The 12,571-nt window shown below is 64.2% G+C and carries 11 protein-coding genes; 5 read left to right on the top strand and 6 right to left on the bottom strand.

What is annotated here, in order from left to right:
* Nucleotides 1–68: 68 nt before the first annotated feature.
* From rpsU to ACG0Z6_RS15390, 4 genes are all read left to right on the top strand, one after another.
* On the top strand, nt 69–281 hold the full coding sequence (rpsU, locus tag ACG0Z6_RS15405; RefSeq protein ID WP_012346814.1) for a 30S ribosomal protein S21: 213 nt from the start codon (nt 69–71) through the stop codon (nt 279–281).
* Nucleotides 282–426: 145 nt separating this feature from the next.
* Entirely contained in the window at nt 427–873 is a 447-nt protein-coding gene (locus ACG0Z6_RS15400; RefSeq protein ID WP_394462997.1) for a GatB/YqeY domain-containing protein, read from the top strand.
* Nucleotides 874–1,045: 172 nt separating this feature from the next.
* Nucleotides 1,046–1,654: a TRAP transporter small permease subunit gene (locus tag ACG0Z6_RS15395; protein ID WP_394462995.1), complete on the top strand. Its 609-nt coding sequence runs from the start codon at nt 1,046–1,048 to the stop codon at nt 1,652–1,654.
* 2 nt (nt 1,655–1,656) lie between these two features.
* Entirely contained in the window at nt 1,657–3,420 is a 1,764-nt protein-coding gene (locus tag ACG0Z6_RS15390; protein WP_394462993.1) for a TRAP transporter large permease, read from the top strand.
* Nucleotides 3,421–3,490: 70 nt separating this feature from the next.
* Here the strand turns inward: ACG0Z6_RS15390 and ACG0Z6_RS15385 are convergent, their stop codons facing one another.
* Genes ACG0Z6_RS15385 through scpA form a run of 6 tightly spaced genes read right to left on the bottom strand, consistent with a single transcriptional unit; the run spans nt 3,491 to nt 11,445 of the window.
* Nucleotides 3,491–3,958: a VOC family protein gene (locus ACG0Z6_RS15385; RefSeq protein WP_394462991.1), complete on the bottom strand. Its 468-nt coding sequence runs from the start codon at nt 3,956–3,958 to the stop codon at nt 3,491–3,493.
* 8 nt (nt 3,959–3,966) lie between these two features.
* A complete protein-coding gene (locus tag ACG0Z6_RS15380) occupies nt 3,967–6,042 on the bottom strand; it encodes an acetyl-CoA carboxylase biotin carboxylase subunit (protein WP_394462989.1) in 2,076 nt (691 codons plus the stop codon).
* A gap of 22 nt (nt 6,043–6,064) precedes the next feature.
* Entirely contained in the window at nt 6,065–6,724 is a 660-nt protein-coding gene (locus ACG0Z6_RS15375) for a hypothetical protein (protein WP_394462987.1), read from the bottom strand.
* The gene (locus ACG0Z6_RS15370) at nt 6,724–8,256 is read right to left on the bottom strand and encodes an acyl-CoA carboxylase subunit beta (RefSeq protein ID WP_394462985.1); all 1,533 of its coding nucleotides are present in this window, start codon (nt 8,254–8,256) and stop codon (nt 6,724–6,726) included. Before ACG0Z6_RS15370 ends, ACG0Z6_RS15375 begins: the two co-directional genes overlap by 1 nt.
* Nucleotides 8,249–9,262: a methylmalonyl Co-A mutase-associated GTPase MeaB gene (gene meaB, locus ACG0Z6_RS15365; protein WP_394462983.1), complete on the bottom strand. Its 1,014-nt coding sequence runs from the start codon at nt 9,260–9,262 to the stop codon at nt 8,249–8,251. The genes ACG0Z6_RS15370 and meaB overlap by 8 nt, the downstream gene beginning before the upstream one ends.
* Nucleotides 9,262–11,445, bottom strand: coding sequence for a methylmalonyl-CoA mutase (gene scpA / locus ACG0Z6_RS15360; RefSeq protein WP_394462981.1), 2,184 nt, complete (start codon nt 11,443–11,445; stop codon nt 9,262–9,264). Before scpA ends, meaB begins: the two co-directional genes overlap by 1 nt.
* Nucleotides 11,446–11,625: 180 nt before the next feature.
* Between scpA and ACG0Z6_RS15355 the strand changes: the two genes are divergently transcribed.
* Nucleotides 11,626–12,261, top strand: coding sequence for a GntR family transcriptional regulator (locus tag ACG0Z6_RS15355; RefSeq protein ID WP_394462979.1), 636 nt, complete (start codon nt 11,626–11,628; stop codon nt 12,259–12,261).
* The last annotated feature ends 310 nt before the right edge of the window (nt 12,262–12,571 follow it).

The following is a 12,571-nucleotide window of genomic DNA, read 5'->3' as shown; positions in this document are numbered from 1 at the left end:
TGCCCAAAGGCATGCGGCTCAAGCCTCCAAAGCGAACACCGAGCGCCATTTGAAGGAACCCCTGTTTCATGACCACCATTCGCGTCAAAGAAAACGAACCGTTCGACGTGGCCCTGCGCCGCTTCAAGCGCACCATTGAAAAGCTGGGCCTGCTCACCGAGCTGCGTGCTCGTGAGTTCTACGAGAAGCCCACTGCAGAGCGTAAGCGCAAGAAGGCTGCGGCCGTGAAGCGCCACTACAAGCGTGTGCGCAGCATGCAGCTGCCCAAGAAGCTGTACTGATTTCTTTTTGAAGTTCAGCGTGAGCCCACTCCTGTGGGCTCTACATGCTAGCCCGCGCAGGACGCTGTTGCGGGCTTTTGTCCGTTCGGACCTGCCTTTGCACTTTGGCAAGCCAACCCCCAACCCAGCGCCCGGACCCACATCCATGAGCCTCAAAGCACAGATCACTGAAGACATGAAAACTGCCATGCGGGCCAAGGACAGCGAACGTCTGTCCACCATCCGCATGCTGTTGGCCGCCATCAAGCAAAAAGAGGTGGATGAGCGCATTGAGCTGGACGATGCCGCCGTGGTGGGCATCGTGGACAAGCTGATCAAGCAGCGCAAAGACGCCATCAGCCAGTTCTCCGCCGCCGGGCGGCAGGATTTGGCCGACAAGGAAGCCAGCGAAGTGCTGGTGCTTCAAACCTACCTGCCCCAGCGCCTGAGCGAAGCCGAAGTGGACGCTTTTGTGCAAACCCTGGTGACCGAGATCGGTGCCAAGGGCGCAGGTGATATGGGCAAGGTGATGGGCCAAGCCAAGGCCGCTTTGGCCGGCAAGGCCGACATGGCCCACGTCGCCGCGGCTGTGAAAAAAGCGCTCGCCGCCTGAGCAAGCCACAGACCTCAGGCGCGCCAGCGCCCGAGGGATTACACCGCTAGGACTTCCCCTAGCGCAGGGCAAGTATTCAGCCCCCCGTCAGTCCTGGGCTCTTACATTGAAGCCACTGCCCACTCGGCCCTGCCGAGTCGGGCTTTGCACTTTGTAATCTCAGGGAGGGTGGATGAACTTTTTGCTCCGTATCTCGCGGTTTATCGATACGCTCAGCAGCGTCATCGGCCGCAGCGTGATTTGGCTGATCTTTGCCTCCACGCTCATCAGCGGCATCAACGCCGTCATCCGCAAGGTCTTCAACTACAGCTCCAACGCCTTTTTGGAGGTGCAGTGGTATTTGTTCGCCGCCGCGTTTTTGCTGGCCGCGGGCTACACGCTGTTGAACAACGAGCACGTGCGCATTGACGTGGTGGTGGGACGTTTCTCCCGCCGCGTGCAGGCCTGGGTGGACGTGTTCGGGCTTTTGGTCTTCCTGCTGCCGCTGTGCGCCGTGGTGCTGTACCTGGGCGTGCCCTTCTTCCTGCAAGCCTGGCACTCCAAGGAAATGTCTTCCAACGCCGGTGGCCTGGTGCTGTGGCCGGTGTATGCCCTCATCCCGTTGGGATTTTTCCTGCTGCTGCTGCAGGGCTTGAGCGAGCTGATCAAGCGCCTGGCCTTTTTGCAGGGCCTGATTCCCGACCCCATCACCAAGACGGCACAAAAAAGTGCTGAGGAAGAGCTGGCTGAGGTCATTCGCCAGCAAGCCGAAGCCAAAAAACGCGCCGAGGGAGCAGCCTGAGCATGGAATTCATTGCACACAATCTTGCCCCCATCATGTTTGCGGGGCTCGTCGTCTTCTTGCTCATGGGCTTTCCTGTGGCGTTCAGCCTGGGTGCCTGCGGGCTGTTCTTTGGTCTGGTGGGGATTGAGCTGGGCGTCGTGCCCGCTTCGCTGATGCAGGCGCTGCCACTGCGCATCTTCGGCATCATGAAGAACGACACCTTGCTGGCCATACCGTTCTTCACGCTCATGGGTTTGATCCTGGAGCGCTCGGGCATGGCCGAGGATTTGCTCGACACCATCGGCCAGCTCTTTGGCCCGGTGCGCGGCGGCCTGGCGTTTGCGGTGATCTTTGTGGGCGCCTTGCTGGCGGCAACCACTGGCGTGGTGGCCGCGTCGGTCATCTCCATGGGCTTGATCTCGCTGCCCATCATGCTGCGCTACGGCTACGACCGGCGCATTGCCAGCGGGGTGATCGCCGCTTCGGGCACGCTGGCGCAGATCATTCCGCCCTCGCTGGTGCTGATCATCCTGGCCGACCAGCTCGGCAAGAGCGTGGGCGATATGTACAAGGGCGCCTTCATCCCCGGCTTTGTGCTGACGGCCATGTACGTGCTGTTCATCGTTCTGGTGGCGGTGTTCCGTCCCAAATGGGTGCCTGCCCTGCCGCTGGAAGCACGCTCCATTCGCGAAGATGACGGCCGCAGCGGCCTGACCTCGCTGGCCGTGTTGACTGTCATTTGCACGAGCATTGCTGTGCTCTTTGGCGAAAACTACGCCCAGGTGCTGAGCGCGCTCAAAGGCCATGAAGTGGCTTCGGTGGCCACCGATGAAACCATCGTCGTGTCCATGTCTTTGGGCGTGGGCCTGGCTTTTGTGGTGGCCGTGATCAACAAAGTGCTGCGGCTGAACCTGCTGTCGCGCATTGCAGAGCGCGTGACCTTTGTGCTGATCCCGCCGCTGGGCCTGATTTTCCTGGTGCTGGGCACCATCTTCCTGGGCATTGCCACGCCCACCGAAGGCGGCGCCATGGGCGCGCTGGGGGCCTTTGCCATGGCCTGGGCGCGTGGGCGCATCAGCATGACGCTGCTCAAGCAGGCGCTGACCTCCACCACCAAGCTCTCCTGCTTTGTGGTGTTCATCCTGATCGGCTCCACGGTGTTCAGCCTCACCTTCCAGGGTGTGGACGGCCCGGTGTGGGTGGAGCACCTGCTCACGGGCCTGCCCGGTGGGCAGATCGGCTTCCTGATCTTCGTGAACCTGCTGATCTTTGTTCTGGCCTTCTTCCTGGACTTCTTTGAGCTGTCCTTCATCGTCGTGCCCCTGCTGGCGCCGGTGGCGGAAAAGCTGGGCATTGACCTGATCTGGTTTGGCGTGCTGCTGGGGGTGAATATGCAAACCTCCTTCATGCACCCGCCGTTTGGCTTCGCCCTCTTCTACCTGCGCAGCGTGGCGCCGCTGACGGAGTACATCGACAAGCTCACCGGCAAGCGCATTGCCCCCGTGACGACCGGGCAGATCTACTGGGGTGCCGTGCCCTTTGTGATCATCCAGATCATCATGGTGGCCCTCATCATTGCCTTCCCGGGCTTGGTGTCGGGCGGCCTGGACAAAGCTCCGGTGCAGGACTACAAAAACATCCAGATCGAAGCTGCACCCACCGAGGAGGCCGCGGACATCAACACCCAGGAGCTGTTTGGTACACCCCCGGCATCGAGCGCCAGCGCCGCCTCCGGGCCCGTGCCGAGCGACCCGCTCGAAGCCGCGGCCCAGCAGCAAAACTGAGGGCTTGTGCCCCAACGCAAAAGCGCCCCAAGCGGGGCGCTTTTTTCATGCGGCAAGAAAAGCTGGGAGCTCAGCCCAAAGCCGCCACCACCTCGGGTGGAGCCTGCACCAGCTCGATGAGCACGCCCTCCCCGCCAATGGGGAACTCCGCACTGCTCTTGGGGTGGATGAAGCAAATGTCAAAACCCGCTGCGCCTTTGCGAATGCCACCCGGCGCGAAGCGCACGCCGTTGGCACTCATCCACGCCACCGCCGCGGGCAAGTCGTCCACCCACAAACCCACGTGGTTGAGCGGCGTGGCGTGCACGGCCGGCTTCTTCTCGGGGTCCAGCGGCTGCATCAAGTCCACCTCCACCCGGTGCGGCCCGCTGCCAATGGTGCAAATGTCCTCGTCCACGTTCTCGCGCTCGGACACAAACTGCCCCGTCACCGTCAGGCCCAGCACATCCACCCACAGCTTGCGCAGCGCGGCTTTGTCCGGCCCCCCGATGGCAATTTGCTGAATGCCGAGGATTTTGTAAGGCTTGGTCTCACTCATGCCAGATCTCACTCGAAACTCAAAATCGGTTGGTCCACGGCCAGGCTTTCGCCGGCTTGGGCCAGGAGGGCTTTGACGGTGCCGTCTTGGGTGGCGGTGAGGATGTTTTCCATCTTCATGGCTTCGATGACGGCCAGGCGTTCACCGGCTTGCACGGTTTGGCCGGGGCGCACAGCCAGTTGCACCAGCAGGCCCGGCATGGGGGACAGCAGCAGCTTGCTGGTGTCGGGCGGGGCTTTGTAGGGCATGAGGGTGTGCAGCTCGGCGGCGCGGGGCGAGAGCACGTTGACTTCCACCGCGCGGCCGTGGTGCTGGATGCGGTAGGCCAGCGGGTTTTTGGCGGTGCCGCGCTCGGCCTGGGCGGTGAAGGGTTGGCCGTTGACGGTGCCGCTCAGCCGCACGTCGTTGAGGCGCGAGCGGCAGACGATGCGGTAGCTGTGGCTGCCGATTTGCACCAGGGCCTCGCCCTCTTGGCCGCGGAATTCAGAGATTTGCATGGCGGTGCGGCTGTAGCGGCCCTCGCCTTCGTGCACCACGGCAACGTAGTCGTGCTCGATGCGCACTTCGTGGCCGGGCAGCTGGCCGCTGATGCCGGCTTCGCGCTCGCGGGCTTTGCGGCGGATGAAGCCGGCCAGGGCGAGCAGGAAGTGGGGGTCGTCGTGCGGCACTTCGTCCTGGCGCAGCCCGCGCGGGTAGTGCTGGGCGATGAAGCCGGTGTTGAACTGGCCGGTGGCGAAGTCCGGGTGGCCCAGCAAGGCGCTTTGGAAGGGGATGTTGCTGGCAATGCCGCGGATGACAAAGCCGTTGAGCGCCTGGCGCATGCGGGCGATAGCGTCAGCCCGGTCGCGCCCGTGCACGATGAGCTTGGCGATCATGGAGTCGTAGTACATGGGGATCTCGCCCCCTTCGTACACGCCGGTGTCCACACGCACGCCGCCGAAGGCTTCGCCCTCGTAGGCGCTGCCTTGCAGCGTGCATTGCCCTTGCTGCAGCACGGCGGCCGGGGGCTGGTAGCGCACCAGGCGGCCGGTGGAGGGCAGGAAGTTGCGCGTGGGGTCCTCGGCGTTGATGCGGCACTCGATGGCCCAGCCCTCGCGACGGATATCGGCCTGGGTGAAGCCCAGCGCTTGTCCAGCGGCGACGCGGATCATCTGCTCCACCAAGTCCAGCCCGGTGATGCACTCGGTGACGGGGTGCTCCACCTGCAGCCGCGTGTTCATTTCCAGGAAGTAGAAGCTCTGGTCTTTGCCGACCACAAACTCCACCGTGCCCGCGCTTTGGTAGTTCACGGCCTTGGCCAGGGCCACAGCCTGGGCGCCCATGGCTTGGCGTGTGGCCTCGCTGATGAAGGGCGACGGCGCTTCTTCAATGACTTTTTGGTGGCGGCGCTGAATGGAGCACTCGCGCTCCCAGAGGTAGACCACATGGCCGTGGGCGTCGCCCAGCACCTGGATTTCGATGTGGCGCGGCTCTTCGATGAATTTCTCCATGAAGACGCGGTCGTCGCCAAAGCTGGAGCGGGCTTCGTTGCGGCAGGAGCTGAAGCCGTCGAAGCACTCTTTGTCGTTGAAGGCCACGCGCAGGCCCTTGCCACCGCCGCCCGCGCTGGCTTTGATCATCACCGGGTAGCCGATGCGCTGGGCGATTTGCACCGCCTCTTCGGGCGATTGGATGGGCTCGTTGTGGCCGGGAATGGTGGACACACCGGCTTGCTGGGCCAAGCGCTTGGAGGCGATTTTGTCGCCCATGGCAGCGATGGCGCCGTGCTTGGGGCCGATGAAGACGATGCCCTCTTCTTCGCAGCGGCGTGCGAAGTCTTCGTTTTCCGACAAAAAGCCGTAGCCCGGATGCAGGGCTTGAGCGCCGGTGGCTTTGCACGCGGCGATAAGTTTGTCGGCCACCAGATAGCTCTCGCGGCTGGGTGCGGGGCCCAGCAGCACGGCCTCGTCGGCCAGCTCGACGTGGCGGGCATCGCGGTCGGCCTCGGAGTAAACGGCCACGGTGGCCAGGCCCATGCGGCGCGCGGTGGTGATGACGCGGCAGGCGATCTCGCCGCGGTTGGCAATCAGAATTTTGGTGAACATGGTCGATCTCCTGGCCGGTGGCTCACCGGCGCTGTTCTGAAATGGTCGTGGCGGGGGCGCTCTGGCGCAGGCACTGGGCGGTCCAGTCGCTCAGGCGCTCGTGCAGCCAGCTGTGTTCTTGACCGGGGCGCGGGCCGCTGCCTTGGTAGGCAAAGTCCAGCATGCGGCGCGTGCGCTGGCGGGTGTCGGCGTCCTCGCCCTGGTTTTCGGGGCGTTGCAAATCGGCCTGGGCCTCGCGTTTGGGCAGGCGTTCGGCGCGGTAGAGCAGCACGACGGGCAGCGCGTACAGATCGCCCTCGCAGCGCTCCAGCACGGCGTCGGCCAGCTGGGGTTCGCGCTGGCGCAGGCACTGGGCGAAGAGTTCGCGCGCCAGCTGCTTGGTGGCGTCGTCGGTCAGCTCGGGGTCGGCCAGTTGCGCGGCTTGCGCGGCCACGCTTTGGCGCAGCTGCGCCAGCTCGGGCTCGCGCACGCCCAGCGCCTGGGCCTGGGCTTGCAGGGCCTGCTGGCTGTCGGTTGCAGCCGTGTCTTGCGCGGTCAGCAGCAGCGCACGGTGCTGGGCCAGCAGGGCATGCTGCCCCACGCAGGACACAAGCACTGCGCGCGGCTGCGCCAAGGCGGGCGTGCCCCACGCGGTGAGGGCAGCCAGTGCCGCCCAGGCGGTGACGGAGGCCAGACGGTGCATCACAGCGGGATGTTGCCGTGCTTGCGCCAGGGGTTGTCCAGCTGCTTGTCGCGCAGCATGACCAGCGAGCGGCAGATGCGTTTGCGGGTTTCGTGGGGCTGGATCACGTCGTCGATATAGCCGCGTGCGCCCGCCACAAAGGGGTTGGCAAAACGCGCCTTGTACTCGGCCTCTTTGGCGGCGAGTTTTTCGGGGTCGCCCTTGTCTTCGCGGAAGATGATTTCCACCGCGCCCTTGGCCCCCATCACGGCAATCTCGGCATTGGGCCAGGCGAAGTTGACGTCGCCGCGCAGGTGCTTGGAGGCCATCACGTCGTAGGCGCCGCCGTAGGCCTTGCGCGTGATGACGGTGACTTTGGGCACGGTGGCCTCGGCGTAGGCATAGAGCAGCTTGGCGCCGTGTTTGATGATGCCGCCGTACTCCTGCGCGGTGCCGGGCATGAAGCCGGGCACGTCGACGAAGGTGATCACAGGGATGTGGAAGGCATCGCAAAAGCGCACAAAGCGCGCGGCTTTGATGGAGCTCTTGATGTCCAGGCAGCCCGCCAGCACCAGGGGCTGGTTGGCCACAATGCCCACGGTCTGCCCATCCATGCGGGCAAAGCCGGTGATGATGTTTTGCGCGTAGTCGGGCTGCAGCTCGAAGAAGTCGCCATCGTCGACCACTTTGAGAATCAGCTCCTTCATGTCGTAGGGCTTGTTGGGGTTGTCCGGCACCAGGGTGTCGAGCGAGTGGTCCAGGCGCTGCGAGGGGTCGCCGCTGGGACGGGTGGGCGCTTTTTCGCGGTTGGACAGCGGCAGGTAGTTGAAGAAGCGCCGCAGCATGAGGATGGCTTCAACATCGTTGTCAAAGGCCAGATCGGCCACGCCGCTCTTGCTGGTGTGGGTGGAGGCGCCCCCCAGCTCCTCGGCGCTGACTTCCTCGTGCGTGACGGTCTTCACCACCTCGGGGCCGGTGACGAACATATAGCTGCTGTCCTTGACCATGAAGATGAAGTCCGTCATGGCTGGGCTGTAGACAGCGCCGCCCGCGCAGGGGCCCATGATGAGGCTGATTTGCGGAATCACGCCCGAGGCCAGCACGTTCTTCTGGAACACATCGGCATAGCCGCCCAGCGAGGCCACGCCTTCTTGGATGCGCGCGCCGCCCGAGTCGTTGAGGCCAATCACGGGCGCGCCCACCTTCATGGCCTGGTCCATGACCTTGCAGATTTTCTCGGCATGGGCCTCAGACAGCGCGCCGCCAAACACCGTGAAGTCCTGGCTGAAGGCAAAGGCCAGGCGGCCGTTGATGAGCCCATAGCCGGTGACCACGCCGTCGCCAGGAATCTTGTTGTCGGCCATGCCGAAGTCCACGCAGCGGTGCTCCACAAACATGTCCCACTCCTCGAAGCTGCCTTCGTCAAACAGCAGCTCCAGGCGTTCGCGCGCGGTCAGCTTGCCCTTGGCGTGTTGAGCCGCGATGCGCTTTTCACCACCGCCCAGGCGCGCCTTGGCACGCTTTTCTTCGAGCATTTGTTGAATGTCATGCATGACTTGGGTCTCCTAGGAATCGGGTCAGCAGCTCGCGGGCCGCTGTGGATGGTGCGAGCTGGCCTTGCAGCACGCGCTCAGTGGTTTCACTCAGCACCGCCTGCACGGCCGGGGCGTGCTGGAAGCGGTGCTCAAGGTCGGCCCGGATGCGCTCCCACATCCAGGCCAGGGACTGCTGGCGGCGTTTCTCGGCAAAGCGGCCACGGGCCTCTTGGCTGGCCTTGAAGCTGGACACCGCCGCCCAAAAGCGCTCAATGCCCTCGCCCTTCAAGGCGCTCAGCGGCAGCACCTGCGCCTGCCACTGCGCAGGGTCGTGCGCCACGTGATCGGGCCGGTGGTGCAGACCCAAGAGGCGCAGCGACGAGGTGATTTGCGCTTGCGCACGCGTGGCGGCGGCAGGGTCGATGTCGGCTTTGTTGATGAGCACCAAGTCGGCCAGCTCCATCACGCCTTTTTTGATGGCCTGCAAGTCGTCGCCCGCATTGGGCAGCTGCAGCAGGCAGTACATGTCCGTCATGCCCGCCACGGCGGTCTCGCTCTGGCCCACGCCCACGGTCTCGACAATCACCACGTCATAGCCCGCCGCCTCGCACACCAGCAAGGCCTCGCGGGTTTTCTCAGCCACACCGCCCAGCGTGCCGCTGCTGGGGCTGGGGCGGATGTAGGCGCGCTCATCCATGGAGAGCCGCTCCATGCGCGTTTTGTCGCCCAGGATGGAGCCACCCGAGACCGTGCTGCTGGGGTCCACCGCCAGCACCGCCACGCGGTGGCCGCGCTCGATCAAGAAAAGCCCCAGCGCCTCAATGAAGGTGCTCTTGCCCACCCCGGGCACGCCGGAAATGCCCAGCCGCAGCGAGCGGCCGGTGTGCGGCAGCAGCGTCGTCAACAGCGCATCGGCCTGGGCGCGGTGGTCCGCCCGGGTGGATTCCAGCAGGGTGATGGCCTTGGCCAGGGCGCGGCGCCGGGCCGGACCGGCACCTTGGAGGATGGCCGGCACCAGCTGCATCAGGCGACCGCCTTGCGGATTTGCTCCAGCACATCCTTGGCGCTGGCCGGGATGGGGGTGCCGGGGCCGTAGATGCCTTTGACACCAGCTTCGTAGAGGTAGTCGTAGTCTTGCGCCGGGATCACGCCGCCGACGAAGACGATGATGTCCTCGGCGCCTTGCTTTTTGAGCTCGGCAATGATGGCGGGCACCAGGGTTTTGTGGCCCGCGGCCAGGGTCGAGACGCCCACGGCGTGCACATCGTTCTCGATGGCTTGGCGCGCGCATTCCTCTGGTGTTTGAAAGAGCGGGCCCATGTCCACATCAAAGCCCAGGTCGGCGTAGGCGGTGGCCACCACTTTGGCGCCACGGTCGTGGCCGTCTTGACCGAGCTTGGCAATCATCACGCGGGGGCGGCGGCCTTGCTCCTGGGCGAAGGCTTTGATTTCCTCCTGCAGCTTGGCCCAGCCTTGGGCGGAGTCGTAAGCAGCGGCATACACACCGGTCACCTTTTGCGTGTCGGCGCGGTGGCGGCCGTAGACCTTTTCCAGCGCGTCGGAGATTTCACCCACCGTGGCGCGCAGGCGCACGGCCTTGATGCTCAAGTCCAGCAGATTGCCCTGCCCGCTTTGGGCAGCATCGGTGAGTGCCTGCAGCGCGGCTTGCACGGCGGCGCTGTCGCGGCTGGCCTTGATGGCTTGCAGGCGGGCGATCTGGCTGTGGCGCACCTTGACGTTGTCCACATCGAGGATGTCGATGGGGTCTTCCTTGGCGAGCTTGTATTTGTTCACGCCCACGATGACGTCTTTGCCGGAGTCGATGCGCGCTTGCTTCTCAGCCGCGCTGGCCTCGATCTTGAGCTTGGCCCAGCCGGAATCGACAGCGCGGGTCATGCCACCCATGGCGTCGACCTCTTCGATGATGGCCCAGGCTTTGTCGGCCATGTCCTGGGTGAGCTTTTCCATCATGTAGCTGCCCGCCCAGGGGTCCACCACGCTGGTGATGTGGGTCTCTTCCTGGATGATGAGCTGGGTGTTGCGCGCAATGCGGGCGCTGAACTCGGTGGGCAGGGCAATGGCCTCGTCCAGCGAGTTGGTGTGCAGGCTTTGCGTGCCGCCAAACACGGCGGCCATGGCCTCGATGGTGGTGCGCACCACGTTGTTGTACGGGTCTTGCTCGGTGAGGCTCCAGCCTGAGGTCTGGCTGTGCGTGCGCAGCATCAGGCTCTTGGGGTTTTTGGCGTCAAAGCCCTTCATGATGCGGCACCACAGCAGGCGCGCGGCACGCATCTTGGCAATCTCCAGATAGAAATTCATGCCCACGGCCCAGAAGAAGCTGAGCCGCCCGGCGAAATCGTCCACATCCATGCCCTTGGCCAGGGCGGTTTTCACATACTCCTTGCCGTCAGCCAGGGTGAAGGCCAGCTCCAGCGCCTGGTTGGCCCCGGCTTCTTGCATGTGATAGCCCGAGATGGAGATCGAGTTGAACTTGGGCATGTGCTGCGCCGTGTACTCGATGATGTCCCCGATGATCTTCATCGAGGGCTCGGGCGGGTAGATATAGGTGTTGCGGACCATGAACTCCTTGAGGATGTCGTTCTGGATGGTGCCGCTCAGTTTGTCCTGGCTCACGCCCTGCTCTTCGGCGGCCACCACATAGCCCGCCAGCACCGGCAGCACGGCGCCGTTCATGGTCATGGAGACCGAGACCTTATCGAGGGGAATCTCGTTGAAGAGGATCTTCATGTCCTCCACCGAGTCAATGGCCACGCCGGCCTTGCCCACATCGCCCGTCACGCGCGGGTGGTCGCTGTCGTAGCCACGGTGGGTGGCCAGGTCAAAGGCCACAGACACGCCCTGCCCGCCCGCCGCCAGGGCCTTGCGGTAGAAGGCGTTGGATTCCTCGGCGGTGGAAAAACCCGCGTACTGGCGGATGGTCCAGGGCCGCACGGCATACATGGTGGGCTGGGGGCCGCGCACAAAGGGCTCAAAACCCGGCAGCGTGTTGGTGTGCGGCAAGCCCTGCACGTCTTCAGCCGTGTAGAGCGGCTTGACGGTCAAGCCCTCGGGCGTGAGCCAGTTGAGGCGCTCAATCTCGCCCCCGGGTGCCTGACGGGCGGCAGCCTGCGCCCACTGCTCCAGGGTGGCAGTGCGGAACTCGGGACTTTCGAGTTGGCGTTCGGGCTTGTTGGCGGCGTCAGACATGGCGGGGCTCTCCGGTGGTCGTGCCATCATAGCGGCACACGCAATTCATAATTATGAATTCAAAATGCGTGACTCTGACTAGAATCTGCCCATGCGCGGTTCGCTGCGCACACACCGTCGAGCCATAGCGCCGCGCCCTGCTTTTTTGCCCCTATGCCGCACGCCACGTCCAGCTCCAACATGCTCCGCCAACGCCCACTCTATGAAGAAGTGGCGGAACAGCTGCGCCAGCGCATTCTGGGCCGGCAGCTGGAGCCCGGCAGCTGGATTGACGAGCAGGCCTTGTGCGCGCAGCTGGGCATCAGCCGCACGCCGCTGCGCGAAGCGCTCAAGGTGCTGGCCTCAGAGGGGCTGGTGACCATGAAGCCGCGCCGCGGCGCCTATGTGACTGAAATGTCCGAGCGCGACGTGCGCGAGGCCTACCAGCTGCTGGGCCTGCTGGAGGCCGATGCGGCAGCGCAAATGGCCGCCAAGGCCAGCGACAGCCAGCTGCAGGAGCTGAGCGCATTGCACGCCGAGCTGGCGGTACAAGCTCACGACCGCGACCGTTTTTTTGCCGCCAACGAGCGCTTTCACCTGCGCTTGGTGGAGCTGGAAGGCAACCGCTGGCGCCAGCAATTCATCACCGAGCTGCGCCGCGTGATGACGCTCAACCGCCACCACTCGCTGTTTCTGCAAGGCCGCTTGGCGGAGTCGCTGCGCGAGCACGAGGCCCTGATGGTCGCCCTGCAGGCCCGCGATGCCAAAGCCTGCCATTTACTCATGCGCGCCCACTTTGAAAATGGCCTAAATGCCGCCACAGCGGCAATTGATTGACATTTTCATCACATCTGGCACATCACCACTGCAACAGGCAGAAGCGTGAACTGAAGCCGGAGCGCGGTGTTTTTGCGCGCATCAGTCCATCCCCTCCAACCCTATATTGCAGGCAGAGTGTCGGCAAGTTTGTCGATTTAGGGGCTATGGACGACAGCATTTCCGGCTTGAGCGGGCTTGGTTGAGTCGCCTGCTCAAGTTTCTGTCTCCCGGGTCGAAATCCGACACATGGCGAACCCTGGTGGGGGCTCGCATGCCACCGTGCCAGTGCACGGCAGCTTGCGGGATCTCTTCAGGGCTCGCCGCCACA

Source organism: Roseateles rivi (genome assembly GCF_043555845.1).
GTDB lineage: Bacteria > Pseudomonadota > Gammaproteobacteria > Burkholderiales > Burkholderiaceae_C > Roseateles > Roseateles rivi.
This window is presented reverse-complemented; position numbering and strand designations above follow the sequence as displayed.